19 protein-coding genes and 1 pseudogene are annotated in these 17,003 nt (G+C 64.2%); 15 read left to right on the top strand and 5 right to left on the bottom strand.

Annotated elements, in window-relative coordinates:
- Positions 1-87: 87 nt before the first annotated feature.
- Together SMA01S_RS01880 and SMA01S_RS01885 are read left to right on the top strand one after the other, a co-directional pair.
- Positions 88-582, top strand: coding sequence for a winged helix-turn-helix transcriptional regulator (locus SMA01S_RS01880; RefSeq protein ID WP_066816644.1), 495 nt, complete (start codon positions 88-90; stop codon positions 580-582).
- 40 nt (positions 583-622) lie between these two features.
- Positions 623-1,789, top strand: coding sequence for a serine hydrolase domain-containing protein (locus SMA01S_RS01885; RefSeq protein WP_066816646.1), 1,167 nt, complete (start codon positions 623-625; stop codon positions 1,787-1,789).
- Between the two features lie 110 nt (positions 1,790-1,899).
- Here the strand turns inward: SMA01S_RS01885 and SMA01S_RS01890 are convergent, their stop codons facing one another.
- Positions 1,900-2,898, bottom strand: coding sequence for an aldo/keto reductase (locus tag SMA01S_RS01890; protein WP_066816649.1), 999 nt, complete (start codon positions 2,896-2,898; stop codon positions 1,900-1,902).
- A 92-nt stretch (positions 2,899-2,990) separates the two neighbouring features.
- On the opposite strand from SMA01S_RS01890, the gene SMA01S_RS01895 reads away from it, so the two are divergent.
- Positions 2,991-3,890, top strand: coding sequence for a LysR family transcriptional regulator (locus SMA01S_RS01895; RefSeq protein WP_066816651.1), 900 nt, complete (start codon positions 2,991-2,993; stop codon positions 3,888-3,890).
- Positions 3,891-3,973: 83 nt separating this feature from the next.
- Entirely contained in the window at positions 3,974-6,613 is a 2,640-nt protein-coding gene (locus tag SMA01S_RS01900; RefSeq protein ID WP_439654295.1) for a putative bifunctional diguanylate cyclase/phosphodiesterase, read from the top strand.
- 37 nt (positions 6,614-6,650) lie between these two features.
- Here the strand turns inward: SMA01S_RS01900 and SMA01S_RS01905 are convergent, their stop codons facing one another.
- Positions 6,651-7,196, bottom strand: coding sequence for a hypothetical protein (locus SMA01S_RS01905; protein ID WP_066816655.1), 546 nt, complete (start codon positions 7,194-7,196; stop codon positions 6,651-6,653).
- 125 nt (positions 7,197-7,321) lie between these two features.
- On the opposite strand from SMA01S_RS01905, the gene SMA01S_RS01910 reads away from it, so the two are divergent.
- Positions 7,322-7,999 carry a response regulator gene (locus SMA01S_RS01910; RefSeq protein WP_066816657.1) on the top strand — a complete coding sequence of 226 codons (678 nt, stop codon included), beginning with the start codon at positions 7,322-7,324 and terminating at the stop codon, positions 7,997-7,999.
- A complete protein-coding gene (locus SMA01S_RS01915; RefSeq protein WP_066816659.1) occupies positions 7,996-9,348 on the top strand; it encodes a sensor histidine kinase in 1,353 nt (450 codons plus the stop codon). Before SMA01S_RS01910 ends, SMA01S_RS01915 begins: the two co-directional genes overlap by 4 nt.
- A 10-nt stretch (positions 9,349-9,358) precedes the next feature.
- On the opposite strand, the gene SMA01S_RS01920 is transcribed toward SMA01S_RS01915, so the two are convergent.
- On the bottom strand, positions 9,359-10,351 hold the full coding sequence (locus SMA01S_RS01920) for a phytanoyl-CoA dioxygenase family protein (RefSeq protein ID WP_066816661.1): 993 nt from the start codon (positions 10,349-10,351) through the stop codon (positions 9,359-9,361).
- A gap of 417 nt (positions 10,352-10,768) precedes the next feature.
- On the opposite strand from SMA01S_RS01920, the gene SMA01S_RS01925 reads away from it, so the two are divergent.
- Positions 10,769-12,682, top strand: a complete 1,914-nt coding sequence (locus tag SMA01S_RS01925; RefSeq protein ID WP_066816662.1) for a ribonucleoside-diphosphate reductase subunit alpha — start codon at positions 10,769-10,771, stop codon at positions 12,680-12,682.
- A gap of 66 nt (positions 12,683-12,748) precedes the next feature.
- Positions 12,749-13,123 (top strand): endonuclease domain-containing protein, encoded by a 375-nt coding sequence (locus SMA01S_RS01930; protein WP_066816665.1) that lies wholly within the window; start codon positions 12,749-12,751, stop codon positions 13,121-13,123.
- A gap of 71 nt (positions 13,124-13,194) precedes the next feature.
- Here the strand turns inward: SMA01S_RS01930 and SMA01S_RS01935 are convergent, their stop codons facing one another.
- A complete protein-coding gene (locus tag SMA01S_RS01935) occupies positions 13,195-13,461 on the bottom strand; it encodes a DUF2171 domain-containing protein (RefSeq protein ID WP_066816869.1) in 267 nt (88 codons plus the stop codon).
- Positions 13,462-13,544: 83 nt separating this feature from the next.
- Positions 13,545-13,787, bottom strand: coding sequence for a DUF2171 domain-containing protein (locus tag SMA01S_RS01940; RefSeq protein ID WP_066816666.1), 243 nt, complete (start codon positions 13,785-13,787; stop codon positions 13,545-13,547).
- Positions 13,788-13,906: 119 nt separating this feature from the next.
- Between SMA01S_RS01940 and SMA01S_RS01945 the strand changes: the two genes are divergently transcribed.
- The 7 genes and pseudogenes from SMA01S_RS01945 to SMA01S_RS01970 all read left to right on the top strand — a co-directional run.
- A complete protein-coding gene (locus SMA01S_RS01945) occupies positions 13,907-14,101 on the top strand; it encodes a hypothetical protein (RefSeq protein WP_066816668.1) in 195 nt (64 codons plus the stop codon).
- Entirely contained in the window at positions 14,098-14,352 is a 255-nt protein-coding gene (locus SMA01S_RS01950) for a hypothetical protein (protein ID WP_066816669.1), read from the top strand. Before SMA01S_RS01945 ends, SMA01S_RS01950 begins: the two co-directional genes overlap by 4 nt.
- Positions 14,349-14,606, top strand: a complete 258-nt coding sequence (locus SMA01S_RS01955) for a hypothetical protein (RefSeq protein WP_066816671.1) — start codon at positions 14,349-14,351, stop codon at positions 14,604-14,606. The genes SMA01S_RS01950 and SMA01S_RS01955 overlap by 4 nt, the downstream gene beginning before the upstream one ends.
- Before the next feature lie 14 nt (positions 14,607-14,620).
- Positions 14,621-15,679: a ribonucleotide-diphosphate reductase subunit beta gene (locus SMA01S_RS01960; protein ID WP_066816672.1), complete on the top strand. Its 1,059-nt coding sequence runs from the start codon at positions 14,621-14,623 to the stop codon at positions 15,677-15,679.
- 170 nt (positions 15,680-15,849) lie between these two features.
- Complete coding sequence (locus SMA01S_RS24020; protein ID WP_169804162.1) at positions 15,850-16,299, top strand: DUF4145 domain-containing protein; 450 nt, start codon at positions 15,850-15,852, stop codon at positions 16,297-16,299.
- A 98-nt stretch (positions 16,300-16,397) separates the two neighbouring features.
- Positions 16,398-16,748: a DUF6968 family protein gene (locus SMA01S_RS25430; protein WP_066816673.1), complete on the top strand. Its 351-nt coding sequence runs from the start codon at positions 16,398-16,400 to the stop codon at positions 16,746-16,748.
- A 38-nt stretch (positions 16,749-16,786) separates the two neighbouring features.
- Positions 16,787-16,969 (top strand): annotated as a pseudogene (locus tag SMA01S_RS01970) (transposase); the annotation flags it as partial.
- Positions 16,970-17,003 lie beyond the last annotated feature (34 nt).

The following is a 17,003-nucleotide window of genomic DNA, read 5'->3' on the forward strand; positions in this document are numbered from 1 at the left end:
GCAAAACTGCTTGCATATCGCAAGCGGTATGTGCGTCGGCTAAATTAAGCAGTTGCATATTGCAAGCAGTTTTTTTACATTGCTCCCATGGCTGAAGCGATGCGGTCGGGATGCCCGATCAATCTATCGATGGAGACCCTGGGCGATCGCTGGAGCCTGATCATCATCCGCGACATCATGTTCGGTAATCGTCGTCACTATCGCGAGTTGCTCTCGCAATCGGAGGAAGGGATCGCTTCCAACATCCTGGCCGACCGTCTGAAAAAGCTGATGGAACGCGGCCTGCTGACGCGCGCCGACGACCCCAGCCACAAGCAGAAGGCGATCTACAGCCTGACCGAACCGGCAATCCAGCTGCTGCCGGTGCTCGCCCAGCTCGGCGCCTGGGGCCGGCGCCATTTGCCGACAACGCCCGAGCTCGCGATTCGCGCGCAATTGCTCGAGGAAGGCGGGCCGCCTTTATGGGAGGCGTTCATGGCCGAGCTGCGCCATGAACATCTCGGCACGCCATTGCCGCCGAACCACGAACCGGTATTGCCGCGATTGACCGCCGCGTACGAAGCGTTGGCTAATTGCGCCTGACCGGCGATACAGCGCGCCGGAATTTCCTGGAGAGACTCGCATGCCCACCGGCCGATCGTTGCGGATGATGAGCGCGGCCTTGGCGCTGCTCGCGATCGGCGCCACCGATCGGCCGCAACGCGTGTACAATACGCTCGACAATCGCAACCTGTCGGAATCGACCGTCGACAACATCGTCCAGCGGATGATGACGGCGAACCATGTCACCGGTCTCGGCGTCGCGGTGATCCGCAAGGGCAAGATCGTCTTCATCAAGAGCTACGGCTATGCCTCGCTGGAGAACAAGGCGCCGCTGACGCCGGCGACGATCATGCCCGGTGCGTCGCTGACCAAGGCGACTTTCGCCTGGATGTTGATGCAATTGGTCGCTGAAGGAAAAGTCGATCTCGACAAGCCGATCGATCAATATCTGGCCAAGCCATTGCCCGACTATGACGCTTATGCGGATCTCAAGGGCGACGAGCGCTGGCGCAAGCTGACCTTGCGGATATTGATGAACCATAGCAGCGGCTTCGCCAATTTCCGCTTCTTCGAGGACGACAAGAAGCTGCGTTTCCATCGCGATCCCGGCACCCGCTACGGCTATTCGGGCGAAGGCGTCCATTTGGCTCAGTTCGTCCTCGAACAGGGCTTGGGGATCGATGTCGGCAAGGAAATCCAGACGCGAGTGTTCGACCGTTTCCGGATGGGCGATACGTCGATGACCTGGCGCGACAGCTACGAAGGCCGTTTTGCCTATGGCTACACCGCGGACGGTCAACGCCAGCCTTTTGCGCATCGAGGCAAAGTCGACGTTGCCGGATCGATGTCTACGACCCTGGCCGACTGGGCGCGTTTTCTCGCCGCGGTGTCGCGGAGCGACGGGCTGGGGGTCGCCGCGCATACGGCGATGGTCCGCCCCACGATCTGGATCGACAGCCCCACCCAGTTTCCGACACTGCGCAACGATCGCACCAATCGCTGGAAAGGCATGAAGCTGGGCTATGGCGTCGGCTGGGGCACGTTCGAAAGCCGGTTCGGCCATGCTTATTTCAAGGAGGGGCATGACGACGGCACGGAGAATTACGCGATGTGCGTCGACACGCGGCAGAGCTGCATCCTGCTGATGGCCAACGACAACCGCGCGGCGGCGATCTTCGTGCCGCTGACCAACCAATTGCTTGGGCCGGTCGGCCTTCCCGCCGAATGGGAAGGCTACCAACCCTAGCGGCTTATTCAGTTTCGCTGTCACGGTGCCGGCCCGCTCCCCCACCCGGCCGCCCATATCATACCCTGTTGGGCGGCCGGGTGGGGGAGCGGGCTGGCACCGCAACCGTTTCAGCCCCGCTCGCTGTCGAGCGAGGCCATGCCGTGCGGCGGAAAGCGATCGCCGCGCACCGCGTCGCGCGGCACCGCCGCCTCGATCGCCGCAAGATCCTCGGCACTGAGCGTCACGTCGAGCGCGCCGAGGGCTTCCTGCAACCGCGTGCGGGTCTTGGCCCCGACCAGCGGCACGATGTCGCGTCCCTTTGCTGCGACCCAGGCGATGGCGAGCTGCGCGGTCGTGATGCCCTTGGCATCGGCAATCGCCTTCAGCCGGTCCGCAATCTGCAGATTGGCCTCGATATTGCCCGCCTGGAAGCGCGGCGAGTGTGCGCGAAAATCGCCCGACTGCGCGCCGCTTGACGCCTGCCAATGCCCGCTGATCAACCCGCGTGACAGCACGCCGTAAGCGGTGACGCCAATCCCGAGTTCACGCAGCGTCGGGAAAATGCTGTCTTCGGGGCCGCGGTTGACCAAGGCATATTCGATTTGCAGGTCGACGATCGGGTGCACCGCGGCGGCGCGATGGATCGTCTCCGACCCCATCTCGGACAGGCCAATATGGCGAACATAGCCTGCCTGCACCATCTCGGCGATCGCACCGATCGTCTCCTCGATCGGCACATCGGGATCGAGCCGCGCGGGGCGGTAGATGTCGATATGGTCCACCCGCAGCCGCTGCAGCGTGTAATGGAGGAAGTTCTTCGTCGAGCGCGGGCTCGCATCGAAGCCGATGAACGCCCCTGCCGGGTCGCGCAGCCCGCCATATTTGACGCTGAGTTGATAAGCGTCGCGCGGCAGGCCGGCGATCGCGTCGCCAATCAGCATCTCATTATGGCCCTGGCCATAGAAGTCCCCGGTGTCGAGCAACGTCACGCCGGCGTCGAGCGCGGCGTGGATCGTCGCGATCGCCTCGTCGCGATCCGCGGGACCGTATGCGCCCGACATGCCCATACAGCCCAATCCGATCGCGGAGGTCATCGGGCCAGTGGCGCCAAGTTTTCGGTGTTCCATGGGTCAAACTCCTTTTCGAGCCTCTATATGCAGCCGCGAATACCGTACGATAAGCCGTGACAACCGAAACGGCCCGTGCGAAATTTCGTACAATGGCAACTCCCAATCTCGACGATTTCGCGCAATTCGCGGCGGTGGCCGAGGCAGGCGGGTTTCGCGCCGCCGCGCAGGCGGGCAACCTCTCCGCTTCGTCCTTGTCGGAGGCGGTGCGCCGCCTCGAAAGCGACCTCGGCATCCGCTTGCTCAACCGCACCACGCGCAGCGTCACCCCGACCGAGGCCGGCCAAAGGCTGCTCGAGCGATTGGCGCCGGCATTGGCGGAGCTCGCGCATGCGGCCGACGATCTCGTCGCCGACAGCGGCCGGATCAGCGGCACGCTGCGCCTCAACGTCCCCGGCATCGTCGCCTGGCACGTCTTGCCGCCGATCGCCGCGCAATTCCTGACCGCGCACCCGGGCATCCGAATGGAGGTTACCGCACAGGACGAGTTGGTCGACGTCCTCGCGGCCGGATTCGACGCCGGGATCCGATATGAGGAACGCATTGATCGCGACATGATCGCGGTACCGATCGGCCCGCGCCGGCAGCGCTTCGCCTGCGTCGCCGCCCCCGCCTATCTCGATCGCCACGGTACGCCCCGGCACCCGCGCGACCTTGCCCGACACCAAAGGCTCGGCCACCGCTTCGCCAGCGGCAGGCTCGCTGCGTGGGATTTCGAACGCGGCGGTCGCCGCTATCGCATCGCTCCCGACGGGCCACTCATCGCAACGTCGATGCAGATGGAGATCGCGGCGGCGGTCGCTGGACTCGGCATAGCGGCAGGATTCGAAGAATTCTTTGCCGCCGAGCTGGCGCGCGGCACGCTGGTCGAGATTCTGAGCGACTGGATGGAGCCGTTTCCCGGACCATCGCTTTACTATCACAGCCGCCGCTTGATGCCGGCCCCATTACGTGCCTTCATCGATTTCATTCGAACCGGGGACACGGGCTGACGCGGGTGTTCGCCTCGGCAACTGTCCACTTACTAGTTTCGATGGAAAGCACTTCCTAACATCTTCGCTTTACGGGCATGGTCATGTCCGTTCGTCCGAGCCGATCTGTGGTCGATGCGACGCGTTCCATCTGGGGCGCGCTGGCGCTCGACGCCGACGCCACGCCCGAGACGATCGAGGCGCGATTGCAGCGCATTGGCGAGCTCGCTTCGGTCTGGCCATTTGTCCTGTTCGCACAGATGCTCGCGCCGCTCGTCGTGGGGCTGATCGCCCATTATACCGGGCATGACGATCTGGTCCGCCTGGCGGCCCTTCGCGGCGGCGTGATCGCCGCGGCATCGCTCGCCGCTTTCGCCCAACTCAAACTCGAGATTGCGCATTTCTGGCCGACCCATGTCCAAATCCGTACTCTGTCGCTTTGTTCGGTGGCGCTAGGTGTTGGACTGTTGTCGCTGGCTCCGCTGGTCGCGGCGTTGCCGATCGGCCAATATTATCTGGCCGGATTCATCGCTGTGTTCGCGGGGGTGACGATCACCGCGATCGCGATCCATCCGCTACGCGCCGCAACGCTGGGCTTTGCCGGCGCGCTCGCCGGCATGGTGTTGATCCATACCGGGTTCGGCCTGCCGTCCGCCATCGCTTGCCTGGCGCTCGCCACGCTGGCGATCTCGACCGTGCGGCTGGCGCGCAACGACGTCGAACGCAACCGGCTCGACGAAGCCGAGAACAGTTCGGGCCGGCTCGCCGCGCAATTGGTGCGAGAAGTCGAGGATCATGGCGATGGCTGGTTCTGGCAGACCGATCGCCACGGCCTGGTCACCTATCTGTCGGCCAAGGTCGGGCGCGAATTCGCCCGGCTCGGCGTCGAGCCGAGCGCCGGCCGGCTCAACGACATCTTCCGCATGGATACCGAAGCCGGTGACACCGAGCGCACACTGAGTTTTCATTTGTCCTCGCGCACCAGTTTTTCCGACTATTCGGTGTGCCCCGCCGCCGACGAGGATAGCGAGCGCTGGTGGTCGATCTCCGGCCGGCCGATGATCGACGAGCTTGGCCGCTTCCAGGGTTTCGTCGGGTCGGGCCGCGACCTTACCGAAAAGCGCCGATCCGAAGCCGAGATCACGCGCCTCGCGCTATTCGATGGGCTGACCGGCCTCGCCAACCGACAACGCATGCGCGCCTCGCTCGACAAGACGCTGGCGCCGCAATCGGGCCACGCCATCACCTCGCTGTTCCTGCTCGATCTCGATCGCTTCAAGGCGGTCAACGACACGCTCGGCCATCAGATGGGCGACGCGCTGTTGAAGCAGGTCGCGCAGCGGCTGCAACGGTCGGTCGGCGAGGCCGGACTGGTCGGCCGGCTGGGCGGCGACGAATTCAAGATCGTGTTGCCCGGCGAAGGCAATCGCGACCGCCTGGGCGAGTTGGCGCGAACGGTCATCGAATCGCTGTCGCAGCCCTATTTCATCGATGGGTCGTCGATCACCATCGGCTGCTCGATCGGTATCGCGATCTCACCCGAGGATGGCAGCGACTCTGAGACACTGGTCCGCAATGCCGACCTCGCGCTGTACGAGGCGAAGGGCGACGGGCGCGGCGTCCATCGCTTCTTCCGCAGCGAGCTGCTCGCCGGCGCCCAATCCAAGAAACAGCTCGAAGACGATCTGCGTCACGCATTGATCGGCAACCAATTCTACGTCGCCTATCAGCCCGTGGTGTCGACCCAGGGCGAGCAGATCGTCGGCTATGAGGCGCTGATCCGGTGGGACCACCCGACGCGCGGCGCGATCAGCCCTGCCGAATTCATCCCGATCGCAGAGGAATGCGGGATGATCGAAACGATCGGCGAATGGGTGCTGCGGACTGCGTGCCGCGAGGCGGCGGGCTGGCCCAATCATGTCCGGGTCGCGGTCAACGTCTCCCCGATCCAGTTCGCCAATCCGGCGCTGCCCGCGATCGTCACTTCGGCGCTGGCCAATTCGGGCCTGGCGCCGCACCGGCTCGAGCTCGAAATCACCGAAGGCGTGTTCGTCAACGAAACAGCCAGTTCGGAAAAGATGTTCAAGTCGCTGAAGGGGATCGGCGTGCGCCTGGCGCTCGACGATTTCGGCACCGGCTATTCGTCGCTCGGCTATCTGAAGAAAGCGCCGTTCGACAAGATCAAGATCGACCAGAGCTTCGTCCGCGGCGCCGCCGTGCCGGGCAACCGCAACGCCGCGATCATCAAGGCGATCGTGACCCTGGCCAACACGCTCTATATGGAAACGACCGCCGAAGGCGTCGAGCATCAGGACGAGGTCGAGCTGATCCGCGAACTCGGCTGCAGCCACATCCAGGGCTATGTCTATGGCAAGCCCGCGCGCAGCGAAGAAGTCGTCCGCCAGCTCCAGGCCGCCGGTGGCCAGGCCACCCCGCTCGGCTACAAGGTCAGCCGCAGCCCGCGCTCGACGATGCTGCGTTCGGCCATCCTCGATCTCGGCGTGACCAAGGGCGAGGTCCGCATCCGCAACATCTCGTCGACCGGCGCACTGATCGATGGCATCGAATTCCCGGTCGACCCCTCGGGTGTCGACGTCCAGATCGAATTGCTCGAAGGCCAGATGTTCCCGGCGACCGTCCGCTGGGCCAAGGATGGCCGCGCGGGCTTGGAATTCGCGCAGAATTTCAACCTGGAGCGGCTCAACGCGCCGACGCCTGCGCGCAAGGCCCGCAAAGCCGGCTAAGGAATGCGCGACCACCTTGGGTGGCCGCGCACATCCTTCATTGCCTCGGCGCACCAGGCTGCTCCGCCGCGGATGGCGGCGGGGGCGGCAGCGCGTCGCAGGCGGCCGGCGGCGGGCCACCACGACCCGGCCCGGCTCCGCCCGGCCCGTGCCGCTCGTCGGGCCGGCCGCGATGTGGCCCGCGCCCGAACAAGGGCCCGACCGCGCGCACGCGGCCATTGCCGTCGACCAGGAACGACGCGCGCAACTGATCATTGTCATAGCGACCCTGGACGAGCAGATCCTGGCCCGCCGTCACTGCATTGTCGCCGTCGCGCCCGACATCGACCATCGTCTTGCCGCTGCCGTCGGCGATCGTGAAGCGGTCGCCATAGACTTCGGCGACCTTGCCGCGCACCGTCACCAGCCCGCCGGCGCGTTGCGCCAGCGACGCGATCGCGACGGGCCGGATCGGCGCCACCTCGACCCCGGGGCGCGTCAGCCCGACCGCGCCGGCCCCGCCCGCAGCACCGGCCGCGAGCAACGCCGCGCCGGCGATCCATAATACCACCGGGCGCCCCATCAGATTTTTCACATCGACCATCGTTCGAACTCCTTCATGATTGCGATGGTCCGAGTCGTAGCGAAGTGCGGCCACGCCCCGCTGAACCCCGCGGTTCAGTTTCGGTTTAAGCATGTGCGGTAGCTCAACGGGCGAAAGGGGCGACGATGCGTATCCTGCTGGTCGAGGACGATGCCGATCTGGCCGCCGCGATCCTGCGCGTGCTGCGCGCCGAGAATTTCGCGGTCGATCACGCCGCGAATGGCGAGGACGGCGCGCATCTCGGCGACACCGGTCAATATGACGCTGCCGTGCTCGACCTCGGCCTGCCGGTCAAATCGGGGATTGCCGTGCTCAACGAATGGCGCGCCGCGGGACGCACCCTGCCCGTCCTGATCCTCACCGCGCGCGACGGATGGTCCGACAAGGTCGAGGGGTTCCGCGCCGGCGCCGACGATTACCTGACCAAGCCGTTCCGCGTCGAGGAACTGGTGATGCGGCTACGCGCGCTCGCGCGGCGGGCCGCGGGCCATGCAGCACCACGCGTCGCATGCGGGCCGCTCAGCTATGACGCGCAGACCGGCCAGTTCGAGCTCGACGGGCTGCCGCTCCGCCTCACCGCGCTCGAGTGGCGCGTGCTGTCGGCGCTGATCCTGCGCAAGGAAAGCGTGATCGAGCGGCTCGAATTGCTCGACCGCGTCTATGAGAATGATGCCGATCCTGATTCCAATTCGCTCGAGGTGATCATCGCACGGCTGCGGCGCAAGATCGGGCGCGACCTGATCGAGACGGTGCGCGGGCGCGGCTATCGGCTGACCGCCGATATGCTGACGGCACCGCAATGAGGCTGATGCCGCAGTCGATCCGCGGGCGGCTGCTCGCGCTGTCTGCCGTCGCCACGCTGCTCGCGCTGATCGTCGCGGGCGTCGCGATCGGCGGCATCCTGGAACGGTTCGTCATCCACGGCGCGGATCAGCGACTGGATAATGAGGGTTTCGTGCTCGCCAGCCTGGTGACGCGTGAAGGGGGGATCGATCGCGCGCGCGCCGCCGAGATCGAGGCCGGCTTCGCGCCCGGCGACGTCTGGCGGATCGATACGCCGACCAGCTCGCTGTCGCGCGGCGGGCTGCGGCCGTTGACCGAGGCGATGCTCGATCGCCGGCCACCCCGCCCCCATCCCGATCGCGACCATGATCGCGATGCGTCGCCTTGGCGACCGTTCGACAGCGGCCTGACCGATGGCGAGCCGGTTCATGGCCGCTGGCGAACCGTGCTGACCGATGCCGGTCCGGCCACGATCGCGGTCGCCACACCGCGCGAGACGATCACGCGGCCGATCCTGGGGGCGATGGCGCCGCTGATCCTGTCATTGCTGGCGCTGGGCGTTCTGCTCGCCATCGCGACGTTGATTCAGCTACGCTTGGGCCTGCGTCCGCTCGACCGGCTGCGCGATGACATCGCAGCGGTGCGCAATGGCCGTGCCGAGCGCCTCTCGGAGGACCAGCCCGCCGAACTTGCCCCGCTTGCCAGTGAACTCAACGCGCTGGTTGCCGACAATCAGGCGGCGCTCGCCGCGGCGCGTGGCACCGCGGCCAATCTGGCGCATGGGCTGAAGACGCCGATCGCCACGCTTGCCTTGGTCGCCGGCGAGCCCGGGCGCGACCCCGACGGACGGCTGGCGGCGTTGGTCGCCCGGCTGGACGCGACGGTGCGTCATCATCTCGGCCGAGCGCGCGCCGGCATCGCGAGCGCACGCGTCGCGACGTCGGTCGGTGTGGTGGCCGACGACATCGTCACCGCGCTGCGCCGCATCCATGCCGAGCGCGGCGTCATGATCGGGGTCGAGATACCGGCCGATCTGATGGTCGCTGTCGACCGTACCGACCTGGACGAGATGATCGGCAATCTGGCCGATAACGCGATGCGATGGGCGCGATCGCGGGTCGTAATCGACGCACACGCCGTATCCGGATCGGCGATCATCACGATCGAGGACGATGGCCCAGGCATCACACCGGCCGAGCGAGTACGCGCCTTGTCGAAGGGCGTCCGACTCGATGAACGCAATGAAGGGCATGGTTTCGGTCTGACGATCGCGCACGAACTGGCGGTGCTGTATGGCGGTGACCTGACCTTGGGCGATACACCCGATGGCGGGCTGGCGGCGACGCTGACCTTGCCGCTCGCCCGCTGAAGCCGACGCGCTACAGCCAGGGCCGCTGATCGGGCCAGTGCATCGGATAATGGTTCACATATTGCGCCAGCCGCGGCTGGTTGCTGCGATTGGCGCTGGCGCCGTGCGGGATTTCATGGCGCCAGATCACGAGGTCCCCCGCCCCTGCCGGCACCGTGACTGCTTCGGATGACAGATTGACGGTCCGCGGATCCGCACCGTTCAGGCTTTCGATCCAGCCATCGGCCAGGCGATAGTGGAAACCCGGCACGACCTGCAGCGCACCATGATCGGCGGCGGTATCGGTCAGATAGAGGATCGCCTGGGTCTCGAGCGCGATCGGCGGCGTCAAATTGCCATCCCAGTGCAGATGCGGCCCGGGAAAGGTGTAGCCGGGCCTGATCGGCGGATTGAAGCTCAGCCGGTCGGTCGACACGATCAGGTCGGCATGGCCGTAGAGCTCGGCGAACGCCTTCGCCATGCGCGCCGAGCGGCGCGGCACGTCCATAGTCGGATGCTGGAAATGCTGGATCATGATGCCGTTGGTGCGTGGCCCGTACCAGGTCGCGGGATCGGCCGGGTCGGCGTCGAGGATCGACCAGAGATGATCCGCGATCGCCGCTGCCTGATCGCGCGTGATCGCCTGGCGCAGCACGACCACGCCGTCGCGATCCCATCGCGCCTGGTCTTCGGCGTCGAACACCGGCGCCATCGCCATCACCGCCGCCTGGCGGGCGATCTCCTCGGCCGGCGGCTCGGCGCCGTCATACCAAGCGGTGTAGCGCGCCAGCCGCGCCGCATCGGGCAGTCCCGCGGTCGCGGCGATCCATGCGGTGAACGCCGGCCAGTCGGGCCGCGCCTGTCCCAGCATCGACATCGTCTGTTCGAGCCCCAGACCGAGCATGTCGAGCAGCGTCCGGATGGGGACGGGACGCGCCTCGGCGGGCGAATCGTGCTGCGTCACGCGCGCCCACAGCGCCCGGAGTCCGCGAATCTCGTCAAACGGAGCGATCGGATCGACCATGACTCGACCCGACCACAACAGGTTGATAGGGTCCAGCGGCTGGGCACAATATTTTTGTGTGTTCCGTGTTCGTTCCCTTGCCTTCGCGGAAGCCCGCGGAAACCCGCGCGTCGCGGCGAATGGACCGGATCGGACCTTCCATGAGTCGAGTCAAAATAGCGACGAATTGAGTCACTAATTCGTCATTTACGGTATTGCGTCCGGACCCGGATGGGCACAATCTGTTGTAGTTCGGTTCGGGGGCGACCCAAGCACTGGTGGAATTCCTGTTGCGATCCCATATCGCAGCACGAGGCCGCTCGCGCTTTTTTGAACAGGCTGTGGACTATTTTTGTTCTCACCTGTCGGCGCCGGAATGATAAGGTGGGGGTTCGTTCCCCCGAGTCGATTTGTGCGAGCGGAAAGCAGGGGCGAGAGATGGATTTCAGAGACACCGAAGGAACGGGCGAGAATATGGCGACCGACGCGATCGAGGCAGCAACGGCGCAGGCAAATGCGGCGCCCAAGGCGAAGAAGCGCGACTCGAAGTCGATCGCGAAGCCGTATCCGGTCGAGGTCGATCATTCGCGCGATGACCTCCTGACCGATTTCGGCAAGGACACGCTCAACGACCGCTATCTGCTGCCGGGCGAATCGTATCAGGACCTCTTCGTCCGCGTCGCCTCGGCTTATGCCGATGACGGTGCGCACGCGCAGCGCCTCTACGACTATATCTCGCGTTTGTGGTTCATGCCGGCGACCCCGGTATTGTCGAACGGCGGCACCGGACGCGGCCTGCCGATCTCGTGCTTCCTCAATTCGGTGCCCGACAGCCTCAACGGCATCGTTGACACCTGGAACGAGAATGTCTGGCTCGCCTCACGCGGCGGCGGCATCGGCACTTATTGGGGCAATGTCCGCGGCATTGGCGAGCCGGTCGGCCTGAACGGCAAGACCAGCGGTATCATTCCGTTCGTCCGCGTGATGGACAGCCTGACGCTCGCGATCAGCCAGGGCTCGCTGCGCCGCGGCTCGGCGGCCTGCTATCTCGACATCTCGCACCCGGAGATCGAGGAATTCCTCGAAATCCGCAAACCGTCGGGCGACTTCAACCGCAAGGCGCTCAACCTGCACCATGGCGTGCTGATCCCCGACGCTTTCATGGAAGCGGTGCGCGACGGCGCCGAATGGTCGCTCAAATCGCCCAAGGACGGCAGCGAGCGCGGCAAGGTCGATGCCCGCGCCTTGTTCCAGAAGCTGGTCGAGACCCGTCTGGCGACCGGCGAGCCGTACATCATCTTCGCCGATCACGTGAACTCGACGATGCCCAAGCATCATCGCGATCTCGGGCTCAAGGTCTCGACCTCGAACCTGTGCTCGGAAATCACCTTGCCGACCGGCAAGGACCACCTGGGCAAGGATCGCACCGCGGTGTGCTGCCTCAGTTCGCTCAACCTCGAGACCTGGGATCAGTGGAACAAGGACGAGCACTTCATCGAGGACATCATGCGGTTCCTCGACAATGTGCTGCAGGATTTCATCGACCGCGCCGAGCCCGGCATGGAGCGCGCCGCTTATTCGGCGATGCGCGAGCGGTCGGTTGGTCTTGGCGTGATGGGCTTCCACTCGTTCCTCCAGGCGCGCGGCCTGCCGTTCGAAGGCGCCATGGCGAAGTCGTGGAACATGAAGATGTTCAAGCAGATCCGCGCGCAGGTCGACGCCGCGTCGATGGCGCTGGCGGTCGAGCGCGGCCCCTGCCCCGACGCCGCCGACATGGGCGTGATGGAGCGGTTCAGCTGCAAGATGGCGATCGCGCCGACCGCGTCGATCTCGATCATCTGCGGCGGCACCAGCGCCTGCATCGAGCCGATCCCGGCCAACATCTATACCCACAAGACGCTGTCGGGATCGTTCTCGGTCAAGAATCCGTATCTCGAGAAGATCTTCATCGAGAAGTCGAAGAACAGCGACGCGGTGTGGAACTCGATCCTCGAGCGCGGCGGCTCGGTCCAGCATCTCGACTTCCTGACCCAGGAAGAAAAGGACTGCTACAAGACCAGCTTCGAGATCGACCAGCGCTGGCTGATCGAGCTCCAGGCCGACCGCACGCCGTATATCGACCAGTCGACCAGCCTCAACCTGTTCATCCCGGCCGATGTCGAGAAGTGGGACCTGCTGATGCTCCACTTCCGCGCCTGGGAACTGGGCGTGAAGTCGCTTTACTACCTCCGCTCCAAATCGGTGCAGCGCGCCGGCTTCGCGGGTGGCGTGGAAGCCGACAACACGATCGAGGCGCCCAAGTTCGAGCTGGGCGAAACGACGGATTACGATGAATGCCTGGCGTGCCAGTGAGGTAGGCGAATTCCCTCTCCCTGTGGGAGAGGGAGGGAGGCGCGAAGCGCCGGAAGGGTGAGGGCAGTGCGCCTTTACGCGAACAAACCGATCGGAACCGTTCCCCGCGCGCGACAGCTACGTCGCGACGCGGCCTCGCCCGAGCGTCGGTTGTTGCGCGCGCTGCGTGAAGCACTCCCGGAGCTGAAGTGGCGGCACCAGGCGCCGATCGGGCCGTTTTTTGCGGACATCATGTGTTTCTCGGAATCACTGGTGATCGAAGTCGACGGCGACACGCATGCCGACACCGCCGAGAATGACGCGTCGCGGACAAGAGTGATCGAAAGCGAGGGCTTTCATGTCCTGCGCTTTTCGAATGGGGATGTGATGGGGAATATCGATGGCGTGGTCGCACATGTGGCGATGACGCTGGGTAACAGGAAAGAGGGCATCGCGGCGTGAACCGTCCTGCCCTCACCCTTCCGGCCCTGCGGGCCTCCCTCCCTCTCCCGACGGGAGAGGGAGTTGTCGACTCAAGCCTGCTCTTCCTCCTCGAACGTCACAGCGACATCCGCGTTCGCGCTCAGCCGGACCTTGTCGCCCTCGATATCGGCGATCAGGCCCTTGGAGATGTAGTGGTGGTGCCCGGCATGGCTGCCCTGCCCTTCCTCGACATCGGCGCCCGAATCCTTCTTGGTCAGCTTGATGCGGTCGCCGTCGACATGGTCGACGGTGCCGACATGGACGCCGTCGGCGCCGATGACTTCCATATGTTCCTTGATCTGGCTGAGATCGACCATGGTCATGCTCCTTCGATGATGGTGATGGTTACGCGGCCAGAACGCACGACCGCGGAGTTGGTCGCATGAGCCGGCATCGCGTCCTAGACTTGCTCGTCCTCGAACGTCACCGCGACGTCCGCGTTGGCGCTCAGCCGCACGGTATCGCCTTCGATCTCGGCGATCAGGCCGGCCGGGATGAAATGGGCGCGATCGCCTTCCTCCCCGCGGACGCCGGTCGGGCGCAGCTTGATGCTGTGATGAGTAACGCTGTCGACCGTGCCGACCGCGACGCCATCGGCGCCAATCACGGCCATGTCGGCGCGGACGTTGTTCAACTGGCTCATCTTCTTTTCTCCTCGTGTGGATTGATGACTGGCGACCGGACTAGGCGGACTGCGGCGCGCGCGGCATCCGGGATTTCCCGCATGCCCAGCGACCGTCGCCGCGGCGCAAGGAAGGCGGCATGAACCGCGCGCCCCTGGTCATGTATGCAGTCGCCGGCGTCGCGGGCGCGGGCGGAATCGTCGTCCTGACTCGCCGCGCGACGAGCGAAGGCGCGGTCTATGCCCAGCGCATCGGCGCGACGATGCTGCTCGCGCTGGCCGCGATCCTGACCGTCTTCGCCAGCGCGATGGCGAGCTGGGGGCCGGGCGCATGAGCAAAATAGCGTTTCTCGCGCTGACCGGCGTCGTTTGCCTCACCTTCTTTCTCCACGGCCTCTGGATTTTGCGGCGGACGACCGTGCCCGGCAACCCGTGGTATCCACGCTGGATGGGTGAAGGATTTCGCGCGATGCAGCTTCGGCACATGAAGACCGTGGCACGTGTCCACGTTATCGGGGCGCCGATCGTCTTCCTCGCCATGCTCGCGCTCCTGGGCTGGATCCGCTTTGGTGAGGTCGCGCTATGAACGGCGCCTTGCTCCTCGGCCTGATCTCGCTGGTCTGCGTCATCGACCTGGCGCCCGCCTTCTATTTTCTCCGCATGGCCAACCAGGCGGATAGCCTCGTCGGCGCCGCGCCCCAGGCTGGCGCGGTCAATCCCGATGCCGCGCGCCGCTTCGCGCGTGTCCTGCTCATGGCCACGCCTGGTGTGTGGCTCGTCGTCGCTCTTCTGTCGTTCGGGGTCATCCCGGTCGGCAACATCACCCCCATCACATTCTAGTCCGGAGTTCGCCCATGTCTCTTCTCAGTGCCCGCAAGACCTACAAGCCCTTCGAATATCCCTGGGCGTATGAATATTGGAAGCGCCAGCAGCAGCTCCACTGGCTGCCCGAAGAGGTGCCGCTGGGAGAGGATTGCCGCGACTGGGCGCAGAAGCTGTCGGACCATGAGCGCAACCTGTTGACCCAGATCTTCCGCTTCTTCACCCAGGCGGACGTCGAGGTGCAGGATTGCTATCACGAGAAATACGGCCGCGTGTTCAAGCCGACCGAGGTCAAGATGATGCTGACCGCGTTCAGCAACATGGAGACGGTCCACATCGCGGCGTACAGCCACCTGCTCGACACGATCGGCATGCCCGAGAGCGAGTATGGCATGTTCCTCGAATATGCCGAGATGAAGGACAAGCACGATTACCTTCAGCAGTTCGGCGTCGATACCGATGAGGATATCGCCCGCACGCTGGCGATGTTCGGCGGCTTCACCGAGGGCGTGCAGCTGTTCGCCAGTTTCGCGATGCTGATGAACTTCCCGCGCTTCAACAAGATGAAGGGCATGGGCCAGATCGTGTCCTGGTCGGTCCGCGATGAGAGCCTGCATTGCGAAGGCATCATCCGCCTGTTCCACGCCTTCGTGCAGGAACGCGACTGCCTGACCAAGGCGGTGCGCGACGATATCGGCGACGTGTGCCAGACGACGATCCGCCTGGAGGACGCGTTCATCGACCTGGCGTTCGAGCAGGGCCCGGTCAACGGCATGTCGCCCAAGGAGATCAAGAAGTACATCCGCTACATCGCCGACTGGCGCCTGGGCCAGCTCGGCATGAAGCCGATCTACATGATCGACGAGCATCCCCTGCCCTGGCTGACCCCAATGCTCAACGGCGTCGAGCACGCCAACTTCTTCGAAACCCGCGCGACCGAGTACTCGAAGGCGGCGACGCGCGGTCAGTGGAACGACGTGTGGGACTCGTTCGACAAGCGGCAGAAGGCGAAGGCCGGGCCGGCGGCAAACGAGGACGCCGGGAGCGGCGAAGGGGATATGTTCGATAAGGCGGGGATTGCTGCGGAGTAGCCATGGGCACGAAATCGTCAAATTGCCCCTACTGTAAATTGCAAAGCGTGTCGTTTACGGCGGCGCACGATTTCGTAGTCCACGATAAATCTCGCCGCACCCTTATGAGGTGCGGCAATTGTGGCGAGGCAATTATATATGAATTCCAAAGCCCTCCTAATCACTCCAGCATGCCCACGCAGGTAAATGGCAATTTGGAATCTTTAGGCTACAGGTTTATTCGACAATGGCCGAATTCTGAACGTGGCGCGGCTCCGCAACATGTTCCTGAGAATATCTCTCGATTTTTCGAGCAAGGCACATCCAGCCTTCTCGGCGGAAATTTCGACGCCGCGGCAATAATGTTTCGGAAGACCTTGGAAGCTTCTACAAAAGAAAAAATTCCAGACGACGCCGGAAAGCCGCTAGTGAAGCGCATCGACTTGCTAGTTTTATCGGGAGAACTAACAAAAGACATTGGTCAGTGGGCTCACGAAATTAGGGTTGGCGGAAATGAAGCGGCGCACGATGAAGAACTCTATTCAGCGGACGATGCCGAGGCATTGAAGAATTTCACCGAAGCCTATCTACGATACGTTTACACGTTACCCACGATGGTTGCCAACAGACGTGCAAGTTAAAAGATACCTTGGATTATGGTGACAGTTACTAGGTTGTGAACCCATAAAGGTTGTTGGCGCGCGCATGACATGTCAGACCCGCTCGACGGAGAGGGCTGATGGACGAAGCGGCTTTTTTGACGCGTGAGTTTGAGCTGGATGGCGGCGGGCTGGTAATTCGTTTCTACACGCCTGCCAAAGCTCCCGGCGGGGAGTTCCAGTGCCGATACTCGATAGGGTGGCCGGAGCGCGAAGTCCGGCGGTACGCGTGCGGCCTAGACGGCGTTCAGGCGCTCATGCTGGCCATGCGGATAGTTCACACTGAGCTTGTCGAGAGTGACGCATATAAAGCCGGTCGGCTTACTTGGTGCGATCAGGCTGATCTCGACCTGCCCCCTACCTGGGGCAGCGGATCACTCTACGATGCTCCGCCCCACTCAGATGGGAATGAGACGCCGGGGCCGGCATAGCGCTTCCCTAAAAGCACGACATCTGATTCAAGCTCGGCGTGAGCCGATATGATCTGACCGACTTTGAGTGGCGCGTGATCGAGCCGCTGTTGCCCAACAAGCCGCGAGGCGTGCCGCGCGTGGATGATCGCCGGGTGTTGAACGGCATCTTCTGGGTATTGCGGTCGGGTGCGCCGTGGCGCGATCTGCCCGAGCGGTATGGAATTACGGTGACAGTTTACTAAATCACCGAAACAGGCGCAAACCGCTCACAGG

The sequence above is a fragment of the Sphingomonas mali NBRC 15500 genome, assembly GCF_001598415.1.
Taxonomy (GTDB): Bacteria; Pseudomonadota; Alphaproteobacteria; order Sphingomonadales; family Sphingomonadaceae; genus Sphingomonas; species Sphingomonas mali.

What these genes read in the sequence shown, in the direction of transcription:
- SMA01S_RS01880 (WP_066816644.1), top strand. Translation starts at nt 88, where the DNA reads ATGGCTGAAGCGATGCGGTCGGGATGCCCGATCAATCTATCGATGGAG.
- SMA01S_RS01885 (WP_066816646.1), top strand. Translation starts at nt 623, where the DNA reads ATGCCCACCGGCCGATCGTTGCGGATGATGAGCGCGGCCTTGGCGCTG.
- SMA01S_RS01890 (WP_066816649.1), bottom strand. Translation starts at nt 2,898, where the DNA reads ATGGAACACCGAAAACTTGGCGCCACTGGCCCGATGACCTCCGCGATC.
- SMA01S_RS01895 (WP_066816651.1), top strand. Translation starts at nt 2,991, where the DNA reads ATGGCAACTCCCAATCTCGACGATTTCGCGCAATTCGCGGCGGTGGCC.
- SMA01S_RS01900 (WP_439654295.1), top strand. Translation starts at nt 3,974, where the DNA reads ATGTCCGTTCGTCCGAGCCGATCTGTGGTCGATGCGACGCGTTCCATC.
- SMA01S_RS01905 (WP_066816655.1), bottom strand. Translation starts at nt 7,196, where the DNA reads ATGGTCGATGTGAAAAATCTGATGGGGCGCCCGGTGGTATTATGGATC.
- SMA01S_RS01910 (WP_066816657.1), top strand. Translation starts at nt 7,322, where the DNA reads ATGCGTATCCTGCTGGTCGAGGACGATGCCGATCTGGCCGCCGCGATC.
- SMA01S_RS01915 (WP_066816659.1), top strand. Translation starts at nt 7,996, where the DNA reads ATGAGGCTGATGCCGCAGTCGATCCGCGGGCGGCTGCTCGCGCTGTCT.
- SMA01S_RS01920 (WP_066816661.1), bottom strand. Translation starts at nt 10,351, where the DNA reads ATGGTCGATCCGATCGCTCCGTTTGACGAGATTCGCGGACTCCGGGCG.
- SMA01S_RS01925 (WP_066816662.1), top strand. Translation starts at nt 10,769, where the DNA reads ATGGATTTCAGAGACACCGAAGGAACGGGCGAGAATATGGCGACCGAC.
- SMA01S_RS01935 (WP_066816869.1), bottom strand. Translation starts at nt 13,461, where the DNA reads ATGGTCGATCTCAGCCAGATCAAGGAACATATGGAAGTCATCGGCGCC.
- SMA01S_RS01940 (WP_066816666.1), bottom strand. Translation starts at nt 13,787, where the DNA reads ATGAGCCAGTTGAACAACGTCCGCGCCGACATGGCCGTGATTGGCGCC.
- SMA01S_RS01945 (WP_066816668.1), top strand. Translation starts at nt 13,907, where the DNA reads ATGAACCGCGCGCCCCTGGTCATGTATGCAGTCGCCGGCGTCGCGGGC.
- SMA01S_RS01950 (WP_066816669.1), top strand. Translation starts at nt 14,098, where the DNA reads ATGAGCAAAATAGCGTTTCTCGCGCTGACCGGCGTCGTTTGCCTCACC.
- SMA01S_RS01955 (WP_066816671.1), top strand. Translation starts at nt 14,349, where the DNA reads ATGAACGGCGCCTTGCTCCTCGGCCTGATCTCGCTGGTCTGCGTCATC.
- SMA01S_RS01960 (WP_066816672.1), top strand. Translation starts at nt 14,621, where the DNA reads ATGTCTCTTCTCAGTGCCCGCAAGACCTACAAGCCCTTCGAATATCCC.
- SMA01S_RS24020 (WP_169804162.1), top strand. Translation starts at nt 15,850, where the DNA reads ATGCCCACGCAGGTAAATGGCAATTTGGAATCTTTAGGCTACAGGTTT.
- SMA01S_RS25430 (WP_066816673.1), top strand. Translation starts at nt 16,398, where the DNA reads ATGGACGAAGCGGCTTTTTTGACGCGTGAGTTTGAGCTGGATGGCGGC.